The organism is Streptomyces flavalbus, assembly GCF_042674625.1.
Lineage (GTDB): Bacteria > Actinomycetota > Actinomycetes > Streptomycetales > Streptomycetaceae > Streptomyces > Streptomyces flavalbus.
Genome location: NZ_JBHTEB010000001.1, coordinates 2,205,606 through 2,227,245, shown reverse-complemented (window position 1 = coordinate 2,227,245; position 21,640 = coordinate 2,205,606). Strand labels below are relative to the sequence as shown.

11 protein-coding genes and 1 pseudogene are annotated in these 21,640 nt (G+C 71.0%); 9 read left to right on the top strand and 3 right to left on the bottom strand.

Translation table 11 applies throughout. The annotated features are described in order from the left end of the window. The first annotated feature begins 246 nt into the window (after positions 1-246). Together ACFQZ6_RS09845 and ACFQZ6_RS09840 are read left to right on the top strand one after the other, a co-directional pair. Positions 247-1,793, top strand: a pseudogene (locus ACFQZ6_RS09845) (pectate lyase family protein). Between the two features lie 175 nt (positions 1,794-1,968). Beyond that, the gene (locus ACFQZ6_RS09840; protein WP_381606733.1) at positions 1,969-4,971 is read left to right on the top strand and encodes a bifunctional [glutamine synthetase] adenylyltransferase/[glutamine synthetase]-adenylyl-L-tyrosine phosphorylase; all 3,003 of its coding nucleotides are present in this window, start codon (positions 1,969-1,971) and stop codon (positions 4,969-4,971) included. 1 nt (position 4,972) lies between these two features. Here ACFQZ6_RS09840 and ACFQZ6_RS09835 read toward each other — a convergent pair whose 3' ends face one another. After that, positions 4,973-5,896 (bottom strand): DMT family transporter, encoded by a 924-nt coding sequence (locus ACFQZ6_RS09835; RefSeq protein ID WP_381606731.1) that lies wholly within the window; start codon positions 5,894-5,896, stop codon positions 4,973-4,975. Between the two features lie 72 nt (positions 5,897-5,968). On the opposite strand from ACFQZ6_RS09835, the gene ACFQZ6_RS09830 reads away from it, so the two are divergent. Continuing rightward, the gene (locus ACFQZ6_RS09830) at positions 5,969-6,865 is read left to right on the top strand and encodes a LysR family transcriptional regulator (RefSeq protein WP_381606729.1); all 897 of its coding nucleotides are present in this window, start codon (positions 5,969-5,971) and stop codon (positions 6,863-6,865) included. Here ACFQZ6_RS09830 and ACFQZ6_RS09825 read toward each other — a convergent pair. Together ACFQZ6_RS09825 and ACFQZ6_RS09820 are read right to left on the bottom strand one after the other, a co-directional pair. Next, entirely contained in the window at positions 6,811-7,833 is a 1,023-nt protein-coding gene (locus ACFQZ6_RS09825; RefSeq protein ID WP_381606727.1) for a phosphatase PAP2 family protein, read from the bottom strand. The genes ACFQZ6_RS09830 and ACFQZ6_RS09825 overlap by 55 nt on opposite strands. Before the next feature lie 131 nt (positions 7,834-7,964). Next, positions 7,965-8,999, bottom strand: a complete 1,035-nt coding sequence (locus ACFQZ6_RS09820) for a LacI family DNA-binding transcriptional regulator (protein WP_381606725.1) — start codon at positions 8,997-8,999, stop codon at positions 7,965-7,967. A 400-nt stretch (positions 9,000-9,399) separates the two neighbouring features. On the opposite strand from ACFQZ6_RS09820, the gene ACFQZ6_RS09815 reads away from it, so the two are divergent. The 6 genes from ACFQZ6_RS09815 (at position 9,400) to pulA (ending at position 21,623) form a co-directional block, all read left to right on the top strand. Further along, positions 9,400-10,671 carry an extracellular solute-binding protein gene (locus ACFQZ6_RS09815; RefSeq protein WP_381606723.1) on the top strand — a complete coding sequence of 424 codons (1,272 nt, stop codon included), beginning with the start codon at positions 9,400-9,402 and terminating at the stop codon, positions 10,669-10,671. A gap of 120 nt (positions 10,672-10,791) precedes the next feature. Then, positions 10,792-11,796, top strand: a complete 1,005-nt coding sequence (locus ACFQZ6_RS09810; protein ID WP_381606722.1) for a carbohydrate ABC transporter permease — start codon at positions 10,792-10,794, stop codon at positions 11,794-11,796. A 13-nt stretch (positions 11,797-11,809) separates the two neighbouring features. Further along, a complete protein-coding gene (locus tag ACFQZ6_RS09805) occupies positions 11,810-12,682 on the top strand; it encodes a sugar ABC transporter permease (protein ID WP_381606720.1) in 873 nt (290 codons plus the stop codon). A 164-nt stretch (positions 12,683-12,846) separates the two neighbouring features. Further along, positions 12,847-14,526: a glycoside hydrolase family 13 protein gene (locus ACFQZ6_RS09800; protein ID WP_381606718.1), complete on the top strand. Its 1,680-nt coding sequence runs from the start codon at positions 12,847-12,849 to the stop codon at positions 14,524-14,526. A 145-nt stretch (positions 14,527-14,671) separates the two neighbouring features. Continuing rightward, positions 14,672-16,051 (top strand): alpha-amylase, encoded by a 1,380-nt coding sequence (locus ACFQZ6_RS09795; protein WP_381606716.1) that lies wholly within the window; start codon positions 14,672-14,674, stop codon positions 16,049-16,051. Between the two features lie 163 nt (positions 16,052-16,214). Next, complete coding sequence (gene pulA / locus ACFQZ6_RS09790) at positions 16,215-21,623, top strand: pullulanase-type alpha-1,6-glucosidase (RefSeq protein ID WP_381606714.1); 5,409 nt, start codon at positions 16,215-16,217, stop codon at positions 21,621-21,623. Positions 21,624-21,640 lie beyond the last annotated feature (17 nt).

Genomic DNA, 21,640 nt, shown 5'->3' with positions numbered 1-21,640 from the left:
CAGTAACCGCTCCGCAGCCGTCGGCTTTCTTTCGGTGCTGCGCGAAGGCTTGTCAGTCGTCGGCCCTACCCATACCCTCGCGCAGCAGAAAGCGCTTTCCTCTGCTCATAGGGCTGTTCCGGTGGAGGTAGACGTCGCGGCACCCGCAAAGGCTTGTCGACGGCTTACTGACATGCCCATGACATGCAGCACCCATGCAATGCGGCAATGACCCGTAGTCGAAGACGAAAGGCAAGGCGAGCAAGCATGAAGCGACCAGTCGCAGTGCGGCTCTACGCGGCCCTGGCCACCGGAGCCGTAGTGGCCGCGACGGGCGTGGCCCTGTCGATGCCCACGGCGTCGGCGGCCACCACCGGGGCCACCGGGTACGCCACCCAGAACGGGGGCACCACCGGCGGCGCGGGTGGGCAGACCGTCCGGGCCACCACCGGCACCGCGATCCACACGGCCCTGTGCAACCGGGCCAGCAGGAGCACCCCGATCATCATCCAGGTCGAGGGCACCATCAACCACGGCAACACCAGCCAGGTGTCCGGCGGTAGCTGCAGCACCGCCGCCGACAAGATCGAGCTGAAGCAGGTCAGCAACATCACGATCGTCGGCGTCGGGAACGGGGCCGTGTTCGACCAGCTCGGCATCCACATCCGGGAGGCCAGCAACATCATCATCCAGAACGTGACGGTCAAGAACGTCAAGAAGTCGGGCTCCCCGCTCTCCAACGGCGGGGACGCCATCGGCATGGAGAGCGACGTCCGCAACGTCTGGGTCGACCACACCACGCTGGAGGCGTCCGGTGGTGAGTCGGAGGGCTACGACGGCCTCTTCGACATGAAGGACAACACCCAGTACGTGACGCTGTCGTACAGCATCCTGCGCAACTCCGGGCGCGGTGGGCTGATCGGGTCCAGCGAGAGCGACACGTCGAACGGGTACGTCACCTTCCACCACAACCTGTACCAGAACATCGACTCCCGCACCCCGCTGCTGCGCGGCGGCATCGCACACATCTACAACAACCACTACGTCCAACTGAACGAGTCCGGCATCAACTCCCGCGCCGGTGCCCGGACCGGGTGGACAGCAACTACTTCGAGGACTCCAAGGACGTCCTCGGCACCTTCTACACCGACGCCGCCGGGTACTGGCAGGTCAACGGCAACATCTTCGACAACGTGACCTGGTCGAGCCGCAGCGGCGACACCAACCCGGCCGGGCCGAACCCGACCTCCAACACCAGCGTCTCCATCCCGTACTCCTACTCCCTGGACGCGGCGAGCTGCGTGCCGGGCGTCGTCAGCCAGACCGCCGGTGCCAACAAGGGGCTGCGCGTCTCGGACGGCAACTGCACCCCGCAGACGCCGACCCCGACGCCGACCGACCCGACGCCGACCCCGACCGACCCGACCCCCACCCCCACCGACCCGCCCACCGGCACCAACCTCAGCCTCGGCGCCGGGTCCGACGGGTCCAGCAAGGCCGACGGGACCAGCTACGGCAACGTCCGTGACGGCAACATGAGCACCTACTGGTCGCCGTCCGGCTCGACCGGCTCCGTCTCCGTCAAGTGGGGCACCGCCACCCGGGTCTCCTCGATCAACATCCGTGAGGCCGCCGGGTCCACCGGCGCCATCGGCTCCTGGCGCGTCCTCAACCACGACACCGGCGCCGTCCTGAAGACCGGCAGCGGCGCGGGCGTCATCGCCCTCCCCCCGACCACGCTCAGCAAGATCACCTTCGAGATCACCAGCTCCAACGGCACCCCGAAGGTCGCCGAGTTCGAGACGTACGCCTGACGGTCGTACCGATCGACGTACGTTCCGTACGCGGAGTCCCCGGCCGGGGCCGCCCCCTGCCCACGGGGCGGCCCCGGTCAGCCGTCTCCCCGCCCCGCCTGAGGCGCCCCCGCCCCGCTCCCTGCGGTTAGGCTCGAAGTCTTGATCCGACGGGGTCCGACCGGGGAGGCCGACCATGACGGCGCCAGGGCGCAGGAGCAGTACCTTCACTCGGCTGCTGCGGCACGGCTTCACCGACCCGTCCGCCGCCGAGCGGCTGCTCGACGGCGTGGAGCTGGCCGCCGTACGCAACGACCCGGTGCTCCTTGAGGCACTCGGTGCCACCGCCGACCCCGACCTGGCGCTGCACGGGCTGGTACGGCTCCTGGAGGCGCAGCCCTCACCGACCGCGCGGCGGGAGCTGCTGGACACGGTGATAGCGGCCAAGCCGCTGCGCGACCGGCTGCTCGGGGTGCTCGGCGCCTCCGCCGCCCTCGCCGACCACCTCGCCCGGCACGCGGCGGACTGGCAGGCGCTGGTCACGTACGAGCCGCGGGACCTGCACCCCGGGGTGGAGGAGTTCGAGCGCGGGCTCGCCGAGGCCACCGACCCGGTGTCGCTGCGGGTCGCCTACCGGCGCTGCCTGCTGTCCATCGCCGCGAGGGACGTGTGCGGGACGACCGACGTGGCCGAGGCCGCGGCCGAGCTGGCCGACCTCGCCACCGCCACCCTGCGCGCCGCGCTCGCCCTCGCCCGCGCCGCCGCGCCCGAGGACGCCGCGCTGTGCCGCCTCGCGGTGATCGCGATGGGGAAGTGCGGCGGGCACGAGCTGAACTACGTCTCCGACGTCGACGTGATCTTCGTCGGGGAGGCCGTCGACGGGGCCGACGAGGGCAAGGCGCTGCGCGCCGCCAGCCGGCTGGCCTCGCACATGATGCGGATCTGCTCCGAGACCACCGTCGAGGGCACGATCTGGCCCGTCGACGCCAACCTGCGGCCCGAGGGGCGCAACGGCCCGCTGGTGCGCACCCTCGCCTCCCACCTCGCCTACTACCAGCGCTGGGCCAAGACCTGGGAGTTCCAGGCGCTGCTGAAGGCCCGCCCGGTCGCCGGGGACCTGGAGCTGGGGGAGGAGTACGTCGCCGCCGTCGAGCCGCTGGTCTGGCAGGCCGCCGAGCGGGAGAACTTCGTGCCCGACGTGCAGAAGATGCGGCGGCGGGTGGTGGAGAACATCCCCGTCACCGAGGTCGACCGGGAGCTGAAGCTCGGGCCCGGCGGGCTGCGGGACGTCGAGTTCGCCGTGCAGTTGCTCCAGCTCGTGCACGGCCGCACCGACGCCTCCCTGCGCAGCGGCACCACCCTCAGCGCGCTCCAGGCGCTCGCCGCGGGCGGCTACGTCGGGCGCGCGGACGCCGCCCAACTGGAGGACGCCTACCGCTTCCTGCGCACCATGGAGCACCGCATCCAGCTCTACCGGCTGCGCCGCACCCACCTGGTGCCCGAGGCGGAGGAGGACCAGCGGCGGCTCGGGCGCTCGCTGGGCCTGCGCACCGATCCGGTGGCGACGCTGAACCGGGAGTGGAAGCGGCACGCCGCCGTCGTACGACGCCTGCACGAGAAGCTCTTCTACCGGCCGCTGCTCGACGCGGTCGCCCAGCTCGCCCCCGGCGAGGCCCGGCTCAGCGCGGTCGCGGCGCGGGAGCGGCTGGTCGCCCTCGGGTACGCGGACCCGGCGGCGGCGCTGCGGCACCTGGAGGCGCTGGCGTCCGGCGTCACCCGCAAGGCGGCGATCCAGCGGACGCTGCTGCCGGTGCTGCTCGGCTGGTTCGCGGACTCCGCCGAGCCGGACGCGGGCCTGCTGAACTTCCGCAAGGTGTCCGACGCGCTCGGCAAGACCCCGTGGTACCTGCGGCTGCTGCGCGACGAGGGCGCGGCGGCGGAGAACCTCGCCCGGGTGCTGTCCGCCGGGCGGCTCGCCCCCGACCTGCTGATGCGGGCGCCGGAGGCGGTGGCGCTGCTCGGCGACGGCGACGGGAGCGGCGGCGGGCTCGTACCGCGCGGGCGCGCGCCGCTGGAGCAGGAGATCCTCGCCGCCGTCGGCCGCGCCCCGGGCGCCGAACAGGCGGTCACCGCGGCGCGCGGGGTACGGCGCCGGGAGCTGTTCCGTACGGCGGCGGCGGACATCGTCGGCTCCTACGGCACCGAGGCGCAGCCCGCCGAGGCCGACCAGGGCGCCCTGGTGGACCTGGTCGGCGGCGCGGTGTCCGACCTGACGGCGGCGACGCTGGCGGGCACGTTGCGGGCGGTCGCCCGGGAGGGCTGGGGCGACACCCTGCCGACCCGGTTCGCGGTGATCGGCATGGGCCGCTTCGGCGGGCACGAGCTGGGCTACGGCTCCGACGCCGACGTGCTCTTCGTGCACGAGCCACGGGAGGGCGCCGACGAGGGCGAGGCCGCCAAGGCCGCGAACCGGGTGGTCTCCGAGATGCGGCGGCTGCTCCAGCTCCCCAGCGCCGACCCGCCGCTGCTCATCGACGCCGACCTGCGCCCGGAGGGCAAGTCGGGGCCGCTGGTGCGCACGCTGAAGTCGTACGAGGCGTACTACCGCCGCTGGTCGCTGGTCTGGGAGTCGCAGGCGCTGCTGCGGGCCGAGCCGGTCGCCGGGGACGAGGACCTGGGGCGGCGGTTCGTCGAGCTGGTCGACCCGCTGCGGTACCCGGCGGGCGGGCTCGGGGAGGACGCCGTGCGCGAGATCCGGCGGCTGAAGGCGCGGATGGAGACCGAGCGGCTGCCGCGCGGCGTCGACCCCAAGCTGCACGCCAAGCTCGGGCCTGGCGGGCTCTCCGACGTGGAGTGGACCGTGCAGTTGCTCCAGATGCGGCACGGCGCGCGGGTACCGGGGCTGCGCACCACCCGCACCCGGCAGGCCCTCGCCGCCGCCCGCGAGGCCGGGCTCCTCGGGGAGGAGGACGCCGCGATCCTCGACGAGGCGTGGGTGCTGGCCACCCGCGTCCGCAACGCCGTGATGCTGGTGCGCGGCCGGGCCGCCGACACTTTCCCGTCGGACGTGCGGGAGCTGGCCGCCGTGGGGCGGTACCTCGGGTACGGTCCCGGCCGGGCGGGCGACATGCTGGACGCGTACCGGCGTACGGCGCGGCGGGCGCGGGGGGTGGTGGAGGAGCTGTTCTACGGGGGCTGACTCACGCGGGTCCCGCCTTCGCCTCCGTCGCGGCCGCCGTGCCCTTCGCGGACCCCTCCCGCCGCGCCCGCCCCCGTCCCGCCAACCCCACCCCCACCAACAACACTGCCATTCCCGCCACCACCCGTACCCCCACCCGCTCGTCCAGCAGCACCGCGCCCAGGGTCACCGAGACCACCGGCAGCAGGTAGCCGACCGTCGCCGCGGTGGTCGGGCCCTCGTCGGCGATCAGGCGGTAGTTGAGGTGGAAGGTGACGCCCGTGCCGAGCACGCCGAGGGCGGTGACCGCCAGCAGGGCGGTCAGGTCGGGGGCGAGCGGACCGGCGGCGGGCAGGGACAGGGCCGTCCAGCCGGTGGCCGCCAGCAGTTGGGCCGCGGACAGGCCGAGCGGGGCGCCCCGGCCGGTGAGGTGGCGGGCCATGTACGCGAAGGCCACGGCGTAGCTCGCGGCGGCGCCGAGCAGGGCGAGCGCGCCCCAGCTCAGCAGGCCGGAGCGGTGCCAGGGCGCGAAGACCAGCACGGTGCCGGTGAAGCCCAGCAGCAGCCCGGCCAGTCGGGTGCCCGCGAGCGGCCGGTCGGTGCCGAGCAGGACGCCGATCAGCAGCGACCACAGCGGTGTGGTGGCGTTGAGGACGCCCGCCACCCCGGAGTCGACGGTCTGCTCGCCGACGCTGAACAAAGCGAAGGGCACGGCGTTGCAGAACAGCGCCGCCACCGCCAGGTGCCCCCAGACGCGCCGCCCGCGTGGCAGGCGCTGCCCGGCCCGCCGGGCGAGGAGCAGCAGGGTCGCGGTGCCGAGGGCGCAGCGGGCGATGGTGATCTGGGCCGGGGTCAGGCCGTGGTCGAGGGCGAGCTTGATCCAGAGGAAGCCGGAGCCCCACAGGAGGGCGAGGACGGCCATGCGGGCGGTGGAGGCGAGGGACATGCCCCCACCGTGGCGCCCGCACTGACTTGAGGACAAGTGAAAGATCCTCGACCTACCGTTAAGCTGGGCTACATGCTTGATGTGCGTCGGATGCAGGTGCTGCGGGCCGTGGTGGGCTGCGGGTCCGTGACGGGGGCGGCGGCGCGGCTCGGCTACACGCCCTCCGCCGTGAGCCAGCAGGTCGCGGCGCTGGAGAAGGAGGCCGGGGCGGCGCTGCTCGAACGGGTCGGGCGCGGGGTGCGGCCGACCGCCGCGGGGCTGCTGCTGACCGAGTACGCCGACGCGGTCGGGCGGCAGTTGGCCGAGGCGGAGGCGGCGCTCGCGGACCTGCTGGCGGGGCGGACCGGGCGGTTGTCGGTGCGGTACTTCGCCACCGCCGGTGCGGCGCTGGTCGCGCCCGCCGTGGCCCGGCTGCGGGCCGCGCACCCGGGGGTCCGGATCGACCTGGCGCTCGCCGACCCGGACCCGCTGCCGGACGTCCGGGAAGGCCGGGCCGACCTGGCGCTGGTGGTCGCGCCGGGGGCGGGCGGAGCGCCCGGGTACGAGGGCGTACGGCTGCTGCCGCTGCTCGACGACCCCTACCTCGCCGTACTGCCGCGGGGGCATCGGCTCGCCGCGCGCCGGTCGGTGCCGCTGGGGGAGCTGGCCGGGGAGCCGTGGGTCGGCAGCGAGTGGCCGGGGCCGTGTCTGGACGCCCAGGTGTCGGCGTGCGAAATGGCCGGTTTCCGCCCCCGTTTCGTGGTGGAGAGCGAGGACTACGGCACCGCGCAGGGCTTCGTCGCGGCCGGGCTCGGCGTCGCGCTGATCCCGCGCCTGGGTCTGCGCGGGCGGCATCCGGAGGTGGTCGTGCGGCCGGTGAAGGGGCCGGAACCGTCCCGTTCCATCCACGCCGCCGTCCGGGAGACGGCGCCCGTTCAGCCCGCGCTGGGGGCCTTCGTGGAGGCGTTGCGGGCGGCGGCGGCCTCCTGAAGCCCCAGGCCGCCCTCGGCTTCCTGCGCCTCACGGGTTGCCCGCACCCCTGAAGCCTCCTGCACGGGGCGCTCCGCCGCGTCGTGCTCGCCCCGTGCCGCCGCGGGCAGCAGGCGGCGGACGTCGAAGGCGGGGCGGCGGCGCGGCCCCGGGACCTGGCGGGGGAGGGCGTGCGGGAGGGCGCCGTACCAGAGGCGGGCGACGGTGTAGCCGAAGGCGAGGCAGAGGACGCCGCCGACCGCGTCCAGCCAGAAGTGGTTGGCCGTCGCCACGATGACGACCAGGGTGGCCGCCGGGTAGAGCAGGCCGAGGACGCGCACCCACGGCACCCGGGCCAGCGCGAAGATCGTCAGCCCGCACCACAGGGACCAGCCGATGTGCATCGACGGCATCGCGGCGTACTGGTTGGACATGTTCTTCAGGTCGCCGGAGGCCATCGAGCCCCAGGTCTGGTGGACCAGCACGGTGTCGACGAAGCCGCCGTCGGTCATCAGCCGCGGGGGCGCCAGCGGATACAGGTAGTAACCGACGAGGGCGACGGCGGTCGTCGCGAAGAGGACCAGGCGGGCGGCGGCGTAGCGGCCGGGATGGCCGCGGTAGAGCCAGACCAGCACGCCCAGGGTGACGACGAAGTGCAGCGTCGCGTAGTAGTAGTTCATGCCGACGATCAGCCAAGTCACCGAGTTGACGGCGTGGTTGACGGACTGCTCGAAGGCGAGGCCCAGTTGGTGTTCGGTCCGCCAGATCCAGTCGGCGTTGCGCAGCGCCTCGCCGCGCTGCTCCGGGACGGCGTTGCGGATCAGTGAGTACGTCCAGTAACTCACCGCGATCAGCAGCGTCTCAAACCAGAGTTGGGGGCGGCGCGGGGTGCGCAGCCGGTGCAGCGGGGTCGGCGCGGAGGCGGCCGTGACGGGGTGCGGAACGGCCGCCGTACGGCCTTCCGGTGTCGTCACGGTCGAGTCACCCATGGGTACAGAGTCTGCCAGAAAAGACTTACTGCCCCGATCATCCCGCAGGCGGGTTCCGGACGCACGTTCTACACCGGTCGCAGTCGTACGGATGCTACCCGTGTACGAGAGGCGCACCCTGATGCTCCGCCCTAAGGACGATTCCGGTCACCAGGGGCCGAAGCGGTCGAACCCCGCACCACCAGTTCCGGCATGAACACGAACTCGCTGTGGGGCGCGGGCGTCCCGCCGATCTCCTCCAGCAACGTGCGCACCGCGGCCTGGCCCATCGCCGGGACCGGCTTGCGCACGGTGGTCAGGGGCGGGTCGGTGAAGGCGATGAGGGGGGAGTCGTCGAAGCCGACCACCGAGATGTCCTTGGGGACGTCGAGCCCGCGCTGCCGGGCCGCCCGTATCGCGCCGAGCGCCATCATGTCGCTGGCGCACACCACGGCCGTGCAGTCCCGGTCCATCAGGGCGTTGGCGGCGGCCTGGCCGCCCTCCAGGGTGTAGAGGGAGTGCTGGACCAGCTCCGACTCGATCGTCGCGGCGTCCAGGCCGAGCTGGTCCTGCACGGTGCGCACGAAGCCCTCGATCTTGCGCTGCACCGGCACGAACCGCTTCGGGCCGAGGGCGAGCCCGATCCGGGTGTGGCCGAGGGAGGCGAGGTGGGTGACGGCCAGGGTCATCGCGGCCCGGTCGTCGGGGGAGATGAACGGCGCCTGCACCTTCGGCGAGAAGCCGTCCACCAGCACGAACGGCACGCCCTGGGCGCGCAGCTGCTCGTAGCGCTGGGTGTCGGCGGTGGTGTCGGCGTGCAGTCCGGAGACGTAGATGATGCCCGCGACGCCGCGGTCCACCAGCATCTCGGTCAGCTCGTCCTCGGTGGAGCCGCCCGGGGTCTGGGTGGCGAGCACCGGGGTGTAGCCCTGGCGGGTCAGCGCCTGGCCGATCACCTGCGCCAGGGCCGGGAATATCGGGTTCTCCAGCTCCGGCGTGATCAGGCCGACGAGTCCCGCGCTGCGCTGCCGCAGCCGCACCGGACGCTCGTAGCCGAGGACGTCGAGGGCGGCCAGCACGGACTGGCGGGTGGTGGCGGCGACGCCGGGCTTCCCGTTGAGGACGCGGCTGACGGTCGCTTCGCTCACCCCCGCCTGCGCAGCGATGTCCGCAAGCCGTGTGGTCACAGGGGTGGACTGTACCGGGCGGCCCTCACCTTGCACACCAACCGGACGCCGGGTGCGGGCCGTAGCGCGGCCCCGTGCGGGTTGCTGCCTCATCGCGTCCCCTTGGAATCTCACTGGCAAGAGCTTGCAGAGTCTTGCACAAGTCTGCGGTATGCCGCTCCGGCGCAGTAAAAACCAGTCTCCAAGTGGACTCGAAGCGGTCTCGTGACGGTCGAGGAGAGGTCACGGACAGGTAACTTGCGAGATCTCTTGCACTTTTTTGCTGCAAGGACTTTCGCAACCATTGCATCGCTGTTACGTTCACGTCGCCCGGCGGCGGCAAAGGCGCAGTCGGCAAGTAGCGGGTCGGCGGACGGGACCGCCTTCCGCACCCCACGGGCTTAACCCTCAAGGAGAACTCATGCGGCGTGGCATAGCGGCCACCGCGCTGGTGGCGTCCCTCGCCCTCGCGGCGACGGCCTGCGGCGGGGACAGCGACAGCGGCGACAAGGCCGACGGTCCGGTCACCATCACCTGGTGGGACACCTCCAACGCCACCAATGAGGCGCCGACGTACCAGGCCTTGGTCAAGGAGTTCGAGGCCGCCAACAAGGACATCAAGGTCAAGTACGTCAACGTGCCCTTCGACCAGGCGCAGAACAAGTTCGACACGGCTGCCGGTTCCAAGGGCGCCCCGGACGTGCTGCGCTCCGAGGTGGGCTGGACCCCGGCGTTCGCCAAGAAGGGCTTCTTCCTGCCGCTGGACGGCACCGAGGCCCTCGCGGACCAGGACAAGTTCAAGTCCAACCTGATCGAGCAGGCCAAGTACGAGGGCAAGACGTACGGCGTGCCGTTCACCACGGACACCCTGGCCCTCGTCTACAACAAGGAACTCTTCGAGAAGGCGGGCGTCGAGGCCCCCAAGACCTGGGACGACCTGAAGAAGGCCGCCGCCACCATCAAGGACAAGACCGGCGTCGACGGCTACTGGGGCTCGACCCAGGCGTACTACGCCCAGACCTTCCTCTACGGCGAGGGCACCGACACGGTCGACGCCGACGCCAAGAAGATCACGGTCACCTCGCCCGAGGCCAAGAAGGGCTACGGCACCTGGCTGGAGCTGTTCGACGGCAAGGGCCTGCACAAGGCCGACACCACCGCCGACGCCTACGCGCACATCCAGGACGCGTTCATCAACGGCAAGGTCGCGTCGATCATCCAGGGCCCCTGGGAGATCACCAACTTCTACAAGGGCTCCGCGTTCACCAACAAGGAGAACCTGGGCATCGCGACGGTCCCGGCCGGTTCCGCCGGTACGGCGGGCGCCCCGACCGGCGGTCACAACCTGTCCGTCTACGCGGGCTCGGACCAGGCGCACCAGGAGGCCGCGCTGAAGTTCGTGAACTTCATGACCTCCGCCAAGGCGCAGGAGACCATCGCGCTGAAGAACAACACGCTGCCCACGCGTGACGACGCCTACACCGACCAGGTCAAGGCCGACCCGGGCATCGCGGGCTACCAGGGCGTCCTCGCCGCCGCCCAGCCCCGCCCGGCGCTGCCCGAGTACAGCTCCCTGTGGGGTCCGCTGGACGACGAGCTGCTGGAGATCGCCGGTGGCAAGGAGTCCCTGGACAAGGGCCTGGGCGACGCGGAGATCGCGATCGCCAAGCTGGTCCCGGACTTCAGCAAGTAGTCCCCCGTGGCCGCCGGGTCACTCCCCGCCGACGAGGGGAGTGACCCGGCGGCCACACCGGCCTGCCCCAGCCCCCACCCCGCCCGGTCCCACCCCCGGCTCTTGTAGAAAGTGCGAACCATGACAGTCGCCATCGACCGCGCGACCGGTAAGCGTCGCGGTGACCGCGTGCCGCGCCCCGGGCTGGGTCGGCGCCTGAAGCAGAGCTACCGGAAGTACTGGTACGCGTACGCGATGATCACCCCGGTGGTCCTCGTGCTCGGCGTGCTGGTGCTGTACCCGCTGGCGTACGGCTTCTACCTGACGCTCACCGACGCCGACAGCCTCAACACCGCCCGCACCATCGGCGTCAACGAGATCGAGGCCACCTACAAGTTCGTCGGCTTCGACAACTACGCCGACATCCTGTGGGGCGAGACGTCCTACGACCGCTTCTGGTCGCACTTCCTCTGGACGATCGTCTGGACCGCGGCCTGTGTCGCCCTGCACTACTCCATCGGTCTCGGCCTCGCCCTGCTGCTCAACCAGAAGCTGCGCGGCCGTACCGTCTACCGGCTGCTGCTGGTGCTGCCGTGGGCCGTGCCGACCTTCGTCACCGTCTTCGGCTGGCGGTTCATGCTCGCCGACTCCGGCATCATCAACACCGCGCTCGACGCCCTGCACCTGCCGAGCCCGCAGTGGCTGGAGGACACCTTCTGGCAGCGGTTCGCCGCGATCATGGTCAACACCTGGTGCGGTGTGCCGTTCATGATGGTCTCCCTGCTGGGCGGCCTCCAGTCCATCGACGCCACCCTCTACGAGGCCGCCGAGATGGACGGCGCCACCCCCTGGCAGCGGTTCCGCTACGTCACCCTGCCGGGCCTGCGCTCCGTCAGCTCCACCGTCGTCCTCCTCGGCGTGATCTGGACCTTCAACCAGTTCGCCATCATCTTCCTGCTGTTCGGCAACACCGCCCCCGACGCCCAGATCCTGGTCACCTGGGCCTACCAGCTCGGCTTCGGACAGCAGCCGCGCGAGTTCGCGGAGTCCGCGGCCTACGGCATCCTGCTGCTGGCCATCCTGATCGTCTTCACCTCCTTCTACCGCCGCTGGCTGAACCGCAACGACCAGCAGCTCGCGATCTGAGGCAGGAGTCCCCATGAGCGCCACGCCCACCACCACGCCGCGCCGCACCCGCAGCCGCGGCGAGACCAGCCTCGCCGGGAAGCTCGCCTCGCACGGCATCCTCACCGTCGCCAGCCTGATCGCGCTGTTCCCGATCGCCTGGCTGGTGTTCCTCTCCCTCGGCCCGGACAAGGACGACTACCTGCACCCCGGGGGCATCTGGGGGAAGATGACGTTCGACAACTACTCCTTCGTCCTCCAGGACACGAACTTCTTCCACTGGCTGAAGAGTTCGCTCGTCGTCTCGCTCGGCACCACCGTGGTCGGCGTGATGATCGCCGCCACCACCGGCTACGCCGTCTCCCGGATGCGCTTCCCCGGCTACAAGAAGTTCATGTGGGTCCTGCTGGTCACCCAGATGTTCCCGATCGCCGTGCTGATCGTGCCGATGTACCAGATCCTGTCGGAGCTGCAGCTCATCGACACCTACCTCGGTCTGATCCTGGTCTACTGCTCGACCGCGGTGCCGTACTGCGCCTGGCTGATGAAGGGCTACTTCGACACCATCCCGTTCGAGATCGACGAGGCGGGCCGGGTCGACGGGCTCTCCCCGTTCGGCACCTTCCTGCGGCTGATCCTGCCGCTGGCCAGGCCGGGCCTCGCGGTGGCCGGGTTCTACAGCTTCATCACCGCCTTCGGCGAGGTCGCCTTCGCCACGACGTTCATGCTGGACGACACGAAGTACACCTTCGCCGTCGGCCTGCAGAGCTTCATCAGCGAGCACGACGCCCAGCGCAACCTGATGGCCGCCACCGCGGTGCTGGTCGCGATACCCGTCTCCGCGTTCTTCTACCTCGTGCAGAAGAACCTGGTGACCGGCCTCACCGCGGGCGGCACCAAGGGCTGACCCGCCCCCCGGGGCGCCCCCGGGTGAACGAACTCCCGCGCGCCTGATCCGCGCGGGTGGCGACCGCGGTGCCCTCCAGCCCCCGCCGCACCGCGGTCGCCTCATCACCCCCGGTACCGCACCGTTCTCCCCTTTCACCGAGACCCCATCGCAGCAAGGACGACATGAGCCAGCAGCACTCCGCCGCCCCGGCCCCGACCGCCCAGACCGCAAGCGCCGTCGCCACCGTCGGCCGCCGCCGCGACTGGTGGCGCGACGCGGTGATCTACCAGGTGTACCCGCGCAGCTTCGCCGACAGCAACGGCGACGGCATGGGCGACCTGGAGGGCGTACGCACCCGTCTCCCGTACCTGCGCGACCTCGGCGTCGACGCCGTGTGGCTCAGCCCCTTCTACGCCTCCCCGCAGGCCGACGCCGGGTACGACGTCGCCGACTACCGGGCCGTCGACCCGATGTTCGGCAACCTGCTCGACGCCGACGCGCTGATCCGCGACGCGCACGAGCTGGGCCTCAGGATCATCGTCGACCTGGTGCCCAACCACTCCTCCGACCAGCACGAGTGGTTCAAGCGCGCCCTCGCCGAGGGCCCCGGCTCGCCGTCCCGGGACCGGTACCACTTCCGCCCCGGCAAGGGCGAGAACGGCGAACTGCCGCCCAACGACTGGGAGTCCATCTTCGGCGGGCCCGCCTGGACGCGCGTACCGGACGGCGAGTGGTACCTGCACCTGTTCGCGCCCGAGCAGCCCGACTTCAACTGGGAGCACCCGGCCGTCGGGGACGAGTTCCGCTCCATCCTGCGGTTCTGGCTGGACATGGGCGTCGACGGCTTCCGCATCGACGTCGCCCACGGCCTGGTGAAGGCCGAGGGGCTGCCCGACCTTGGATCCCACGAGCAGTTGAAGCTGCTGGGCAACGATGTCATGCCGTTCTTCGACCAGGACGGCGTGCACGAGATCTACCGTCAGTGGCGCCTCATCCTCGACGAGTACGCGGGCGAACGCATCTTCGTCGCCGAGGCGTGGACGCCGACCGTCGAGCGCACCGCCAACTACGTCCGCCCGGACGAGCTGCACCAGGCGTTCAACTTCCAGTACCTGTCCACCGCGTGGGACGCCGAGGAGCTGCGTACGGTCATCGACCGCACGCTGGAGGCGATGCGCCCGGTCGGCGCCCCCGCGACCTGGGTGCTCTCCAACCACGACGTCACCCGGCACGCCACCCGGTTCGCCAACCCGCCCGGCCTCGGCACCCAGATCCGGCTCGCCGGTGACCGCGCGCTCGGCCTGCGCCGGGCCCGCGCCGCCACCCTGCTGATGCTGGCGCTGCCCGGCTCCGCCTACGTCTACCAGGGCGAGGAACTCGGCCTGCCGGACGTCGTCGACCTGCCCGACGAGGTGCGCCAGGACCCGGCGTACTTCCGCGGCGCGGGGCAGGACGGCTTCCGTGACGGCTGCCGGGTGCCGATCCCGTGGACCCGCACGGGGTCGTCGTACGGCTTCGGGGACGGCGGTAGCTGGCTGCCGCAGCCGGAGGGCTGGGGCGAGCTGAGCGTGGAGGCGCAGACCGGCGTGCCGGGCTCCACGCTGGAGCTGTACCGCGCCGCGCTCGCCGTCCGCCGGGAGCGGCCCGACCTGGGCGCGGGCGACGCGGTGGAGTGGCTGAAGGCGCCCGAGGGCGTGCTCGCGTTCCGGCGCGGGGAGTTCGTGTGCGTCGCCAACACCACCGGCGAGTCGGTGACGGCGCCGGTGCGCGGGCGGGTGCTGCTCGCCAGCGGTGAGGTGTCGGAGGCGGACGGCGAGGTCAAGGTGCCCGCCGACACGACCGTCTGGTGGGCCACCAACTGACGTCCGGGGGAACCCGCCGCAAGATTTTCCCTTGAATTCCGTACCGCCCGCTGTCCCTTCGGGGCAGCGGGCGTTTAACATCTGCGTCACGCAACCCTTGCTGAATGTTTCAGCAAGAACCTTCAACGTCGAAGGAACTCCCCACATGGCACGCAGATTCCTCGCCGGAGCGCTGGCGGCCGCCGCAGCCGCCACCACTCTTGTCATGAACTCGCCCACCGCCCAGGCCTCCCCACCGGGCACCAAGGACGTCACCGCCGTCCTCTTCGAGTGGAAGTACGCCTCGGTCGCCACCGAGTGCGCGAACCGCCTCGGCCCCGCCGGGTACGGCTACGTCCAGGTCTCCCCGCCCGCCGAGCACATACAGGGCGCGCAGTGGTGGACGTCGTACCAGCCGGTCAGCTACAAGATCGCCGGGCGGCTCGGTGACACCACCGCCTTCCGCAACATGGTCAGCGCCTGTCACTCGGCGGGCGTCAAGGTCGTCGTCGACGCGGTCATCAACCACATGTCCGCGGGCGGCGGCACCGGCACCGGCGGCTCGTCGTACACGAAGTACACCTACCCCGGCCTGTACTCCTCCTACGACTTCGACAACTGCACCTCGCAGATCACCAACTACCAGGACCGCTGGAACGTCCAGAACTGCGAACTCGTCGGCCTCGCCGACCTCGACACCGGCGAGGAGTACGTCCGCTCCGCCATCGCCGGGTACCTCAACACCCTGCTCTCCTACGGCGTCGACGGCTTCCGGATCGACGCCGCCAAGCACATCCCGGCCGCCGACCTCGCCAACATCAAGTCCCGGCTGAGCAACCCCAACGCCTACTGGAAGCAGGAGGCCATCTACGGCGCCGGGGAGGCCGTCCAGCCGAGCGAGTACACCGGCACCGGGGACGTCCAGGAGTTCCGCTACGCCTACGACCTCAAGCGGGTCTTCAACAACGAGAACCTCGCCTACCTGAAGAACTACGGCGAGGGCTGGGGCTACCTGAGCAGCTCCGTCGCGGGCGTCTTCGTCGACAACCACGACACCGAGCGCAACGGCTCCACGCTCAGCTACAAGGACAACGCCACGTACACCATGGCCAACGTCTTCATGCTGGCCTGGCCGTACGGCGCCCCCGACATCAACTCCGGCTACGAGTTCAGCGACGCCGACGCCGGGCCGCCCAACGGCGGCACGGTCAACGCCTGCTGGCAGGACGGCTGGAAGTGCCAGCACGCCTGGCCGGAGATCCAGCGCATGGTCGCCTTCCGCAACGCCACCCGCGGCGCCGCCGTCACCAACTGGTGGGACAACGGGGGCGACGCCATCGCCTTCGGGCGCGGCAGCAAGGGCTTCGTCGCCATCAACCACGAGTCGGGCTCCCTGACCCGCACCTACCAGACGTCGCTCCCCGCGGGCACGTACTGCAACGTCCAGAACAACACCCTCGTGACCGTGAACGGCTCCGGTCAGCTCACGGCCACCCTCGGCAGCAACACGGCCCTCGCGGTGTACGCGGGCAAGTCGAGCTGTTAGTCCCCCGATCAGGCAAGGGCCGTGAAAGTTCTTTCCGTTACTTTCACGGCCCTTGCTGCAAGCATTGCGACGGCGATACGGTCAGCCCGCACCCCGGCGAAGGAGCCGTCCCGTGGCGCGGGCGTCGGAGCCGGATGAGCCGTATCCGCAAGGAGTTCAGCCTGTGATACCGAGATGGCCGGTGCCCCCTGGGCGCCGCACCGCACCCGCCGGACGCGTCGCGGCGGTTACCGCCGCCGTCACCACCACCGCGCTCGCCGCGGCCCTCGTCCAGCCGCTGGCCGCGCAGGCCGCCACCCCGCCCCCGCCGCCTTCCGACGCGGTCCTGGCGAAGACGGCGGCCCGCAACGACCTCACCCGCGAGCAGTTCTACTTCGTCCTGCCGGACCGCTTCGCCAACGGCGACACAGGCAACGACAAGGGCGGTCTGACCGGCACCCGCACGACCACCGGTTACGACCCCACCGACAAGGGCTTCTACCAGGGCGGCGACCTCAAGGGCCTGACGAAGCGCCTGGACTACATCAAGGGCCTGGGCACCACCGCCCTCTGGCTCGCCCCCATCTTCAAGAACCAGCCCGTGCAGGGCACCGGGGCCGACGCCTCCGCGGGCTACCACGGCTACTGGATCACCGACTTCACCCAGGTCGACCCGCACTTCGGCACCAACGCCGACCTGGAGACCCTGATCGACAAGGCGCACGCCAAGGGCATCAAGGTCTTCTTCGACGTCATCACCAACCACACCGCCGACGTCGTCGACTACGAGGAGAAGTCCTACGACTACCTCTCCAAGGGCGCCTTCCCGTACCTGACCAAGGACGGCAGGCCCTTCGACGACGCCGACTACGCCGACGGCACCCGGAAGTTCCCCGCCGTCGACGGCGACTCCTTCCCGCGCACGCCGGTCGTCCCGGCCGCGAAGAAGAACGCCAAGGTGCCCTCCTGGCTCAACGACCCGACGATGTACCACAACCGCGGCGACTCCACCTGGGCCGGGGAGTCCGCCACCTACGGCGACTTCGTCGGCCTGGACGACCTGTGGACCGAGCGTCCCGAGGTCGTCGAGGGCATGGAGAAGATCTACCAGCGGTGGGTCAGGGACTTCGACATCGACGGCTTCCGCATCGACACCGTGAAGCACGTCAACATGGAGTTCTGGACCCAGTGGGCCACCACCCTCGACGCCTACGCGGCGAAGAAGGGCCGCGACGACTTCTTCATGTTCGGTGAGGTGTACTCGGCGGACACCGCCGTCACCTCCCCGTACGTCACCCAGGGCCGCCTGGACTCCACCCTGGACTTCCCCTTCCAGGACGCCGCCCGCGCCTACGCCTCCCAGGGCGGCAGCGCCAGGAAGCTCGCCGCGGTCTTCGGCGACGACTACAAGTACACGACCGACAAGGCCAACGCCTACGAGCAGGTCACCTTCCTCGGCAACCACGACATGGGCCGCATCGGGAGCTTCCTCAAGCAGGACGACCCCGGCGCCTCCGACGCCGAACTGCTCCGGCGCGCCAGGCTCGCCAACGAGCTGATGTTCCTCAACCGGGGCAACCCGGTCGTCTACTACGGCGACGAGCAGGGCTTCACCGGCCCCGGCGGCGACAAGGACGCCCGCCAGACCATGTTCGCCTCGAAGACCGCCGACTACCTCGACGACGACCTCCTCGGCACCGACCGCACCCACGCCCAGGACGCCTACGACACCGGCGCCCCGCTCTACCGCCAGATCAGCGCCCTCGCGGCGCTCCGCAAGGCCCACCCGGCCCTCGCGGACGGCGTCCAGACCGAGCGCCACGCGGCCGACGGCGCCGGGATCTACGCCGTCTCCCGCACCGACGCGAGGACCGGCACCGAGTACGTCGTCGCCTTCAACAACGCCGACGACGCGAAGACCGCCACCTTCGCCACCGGCTCCGCGAACATGACGTTCCGCGGCCTGTACGGCACCGACGCCACCGTGCGGTCCGGCGCCGACCGCAAGGTCACCGTCACCGTCCCGGCGGGCTCGGCGATCGTCCTGAAGGCGGCGGGCACCCTCGCCCAGCCCGCCAGCAGGCCGACCGTCACCCTCAAGGCCCCCGAGGCGGGCGCCACCGGAACCGTCGAGGTCACCGCCGACGTCGACGGCGGCCAGCTCAACCGCGTCGTCTTCGCCGCCCAGACCGGCAACGGCGCCTGGCGCACCCTCGGCTCCGCCGACCACGCCCCCTACAAGGTCACCCACACCATCGGCAAGGACGTGGCCCCCGGCACCGCCCTGCGGTACAAGGCCGTGGTGATCGACTCGGCGGGCCGCACCGCCAGCGCCACCGCCGCCTCCAGCACCGGCACCCCGCCCGCCCCCGAGGTCCCCACCGCGTCCTCCCGTGACTACGCCGTCGTCCACTACAAGCGCGCGGACGGGAACTACGCCGACTGGGGCGTCTACGCCTGGGGCGACCTGGCCGACGGCGAGGCCACCGACTGGCCGAACAGCCACCCCTTCGTCGGCCGCGACGCCTACGGCGCCTTCGCCTACGTCAAGCTGAAGCCGGGCGCCTCCGACGTCGGCTTCCTGGTCATCGACAAGGACGGCAACAAGGACGTCGCCGCCGACCGCTCCATCGACGTCACCAGGACCGGCGAGATCTGGATCGAGCAGGGCAAGGAGACGGTCCTCACCGAGCGCCCCGACTACCCGGCGCAGGACACCAGCAAGGCCGTACTCCACTACCACCGCGCCGACGGGAACTACGACGGCTGGGGACTGCACGTGTGGTCCGGCGCGGCCAGCCCCACCGACTGGTCGAAGCCCCTGGAACCGGTGCGGACCGACAGCTATGGCGCTGTCTTCGAGGTGCCGCTCACCGAGGGTGCCACCAGCCTCAGCTACATCCTCCACAAGGGCGACGAGAAGGACCTGCCCACCGACCAGGCCCTGGACCTCAAGGCCAACGGCCACGAGGTGTGGCTGTTGAGCGGGCAGGAGAAGTACCTGCTGCCGCAGCCCGCGGGCTCCGCCGCGGCCCTCGACCTGACCACCTCCAAGGCGGTCTGGCTGGACCGGAACACGGTCGCCTGGAACGGCTCGGAGGCCGCCGCCTCCACCCAGCTCCTGGCCTCCCGCACCGGCTCCATCAAGGTCACCGACGGGACGCTGACCAGCGACGACGAGCGCTGGCTACGCCTGACGAAGACCACCCTGACCGACGCGCAGAAGGCCAGGTTCCCGCACCTGAAGGACGCCACCGCCTGGACGGTCGACCCCCGTGACCGCGACCGGGTCCGCTCCGCCCTGCGCGGCCAGGTCGTCGCCACCCAGCGCGCCGCCAACGGAGCCGTCCTCGCGGCGACGGGCGTGCAGATCGGCGGCGTCCTCGACGACCTGTACGACGCCACCAAGGCCGACCTCGGCCCGACGTTCACCAAGGGCCGCCCCACCCTGGCGGTCTGGGCGCCGACGGCACAGCGCGTCGCCCTGGAGATCGGCGGCGGGACGGTCCCGATGCGGCGGAACGACACCACCGGCGTCTGGTCCGTCACCGGCCCGGCGTCCTGGAAGAACCAGCCGTACCGGTACGTCGTCTCGGTGTGGGCGCCCAGCGTCCGCGAGGTCGTCACCAACAAGGTCACCGACCCCTACTCGGTCGCCCTGACCACCGACTCCGAGCGCAGCCTCGTCGTCGACCTCGACGACAAGGCACTCGCCCCCGGCGGCTGGTCGAAGCTCAGCAAGCCCAAGGCGGTCCCGCTGAAGGACGCCCAGATCCAGGAACTGCACGTCCGTGACTTCTCCGTCGCGGACACCACCGCCGACCACCCCGGCACCTACCTGGCCTTCACCGACAAGGACAGCGACGGCAGCAGGCACCTCCGCGAGCTGGCCGAGGCGGGCACCTCGTACGTGCACCTCCTCCCGGCCTTCGACATCGCCACCATCCCCGAGAAGAAGAGCGACCAGGCCACCGTCGACTGCGACCTCGCCGCCCTGCCCGCCGACTCCGAGCGGCAGCAGGAGTGCGTGGCCGAGGTCGCCGCGAAGGACGCCTACAACTGGGGCTACGACCCGTACCACTACACGGTCCCCGAGGGCTCCTACGCGACCGACCCGAACGGCACCGCCCGCACGGTCGAGTTCCGCGAGATGGTCAAGGCGCTCAACGAGGACGGCCTCAGGGTCGTCATGGACGTGGTCTACAACCACACGGCCGCCAGCGGCCAGGCGAGGACCTCCGTCCTGGACCGGATCGTCCCCGGCTACTACCAGCGTCTCCTCGCCGACGGCTCGGTGGCCAACAGCACCTGCTGCGCCAACACCGCCACCGAGAACGCCATGATGGGCAAGCTGGTGGTCGACTCCATCGTCACCTGGGCCAAGGAGTACAAGGTCGACGGCTTCCGCTTCGACCTGATGGGCCACCACCCGAAGGCCAACATCCTCGCGGTCCGCAAGGCGCTCGACGCGCTGACCCTGGACAAGGACGGCGTCGACGGCAAGAAGATCATCCTCTACGGCGAGGGCTGGAACTTCGGCGAGGTCGCCGACGACGCCCGCTTCGTCCAGGCCACGCAGAAGAACATGGCGGGCACCGGCGTCGCCACCTTCTCCGACCGCGCCCGCGACGCCGTACGCGGCGGCGGCCCCTTCGACGAGGACCCCGGCGTGCAGGGCTTCGCCTCCGGCCTCTACACCGAGCCCAACTCCTCGGTGGCCAACGGCACCGAGGCCGAGCAGAAGGCCCGGCTCCTGCACTACCAGGACCTCATCAAGGTCGGCCTCTCCGGCAACCTCGCCGACTACACCTTCACCGACTCAAGCGGCAAGGAGGTCAAGGGCTCCCAGGTCGACTACAACGGCGCCCCCGCCGGATACGCGGCGGCCCCCGGCGACGCCCTCGCCTACGCCGACGCCCACGACAACGAGTCCCTCTTCGACGCCCTCGCGTTCAAGCTGCCCGCCTCGGTGAGCGCCACCGACCGGGCCAGGATGCAGGTCCTCGCCATGGCCACGGCCACCCTCTCGCAGGGCCCGGCCCTGTCCCAGGCGGGCACCGACCTGCTGCGCTCGAAGTCCCTCGACCGCAACTCCTACGACAGCGGCGACTGGTTCAACGCGATCCACTGGAACTGCGCCGACGGCAACGGCTTCGGCCGGGGCCTGCCGATGGCCGCCGACAACCAGTCCAAGTGGCCGTACGCCAGGCCGCTGCTGACCGGCGTCAGCGTCGGCTGCGAACAGATCGAGGGCGCGTCGACGGCGTACCAGGACCTGCTGAGAATTCGTACGACGGAGAAGGCGTTCTCCCTCGACACGGCCGCGCAGGTGCAGTCCCGCCTCTCCTTCCCCCTGTCCGGCACGGACGAGACCCCCGGCGTCATCACCATGCGCCTCGGTGACCTGGTCGTCGTCTTCAACGCCACCCCGGACACCCAGGAGCAGCGGGTCGGCGCCCTGGCCGACGCGGGCTACCGCCTGCACCCGGTCCAGGCGTCCGGCGCGGACAGCGTGGTCAAGAAGGCGGAGTACACGGCCTCGACCGGCACGTTCACGGTGCCCGGCCGCACGGTGGCGGTGTTCACCCGCTGATCGGAAGGCGGTGGTCT

What these genes read in the sequence shown, in the direction of transcription:
- ACFQZ6_RS09840 (WP_381606733.1), top strand. Translation starts at nt 1,969, where the DNA reads ATGACGGCGCCAGGGCGCAGGAGCAGTACCTTCACTCGGCTGCTGCGG.
- ACFQZ6_RS09835 (WP_381606731.1), bottom strand. Translation starts at nt 5,896, where the DNA reads ATGTCCCTCGCCTCCACCGCCCGCATGGCCGTCCTCGCCCTCCTGTGG.
- ACFQZ6_RS09830 (WP_381606729.1), top strand. Translation starts at nt 5,969, where the DNA reads ATGCTTGATGTGCGTCGGATGCAGGTGCTGCGGGCCGTGGTGGGCTGC.
- ACFQZ6_RS09825 (WP_381606727.1), bottom strand. Translation starts at nt 7,833, where the DNA reads ATGGGTGACTCGACCGTGACGACACCGGAAGGCCGTACGGCGGCCGTT.
- ACFQZ6_RS09815 (WP_381606723.1), top strand. Translation starts at nt 9,400, where the DNA reads ATGCGGCGTGGCATAGCGGCCACCGCGCTGGTGGCGTCCCTCGCCCTC.
- ACFQZ6_RS09810 (WP_381606722.1), top strand. Translation starts at nt 10,792, where the DNA reads ATGACAGTCGCCATCGACCGCGCGACCGGTAAGCGTCGCGGTGACCGC.
- ACFQZ6_RS09805 (WP_381606720.1), top strand. Translation starts at nt 11,810, where the DNA reads ATGAGCGCCACGCCCACCACCACGCCGCGCCGCACCCGCAGCCGCGGC.
- ACFQZ6_RS09800 (WP_381606718.1), top strand. Translation starts at nt 12,847, where the DNA reads ATGAGCCAGCAGCACTCCGCCGCCCCGGCCCCGACCGCCCAGACCGCA.
- ACFQZ6_RS09795 (WP_381606716.1), top strand. Translation starts at nt 14,672, where the DNA reads ATGGCACGCAGATTCCTCGCCGGAGCGCTGGCGGCCGCCGCAGCCGCC.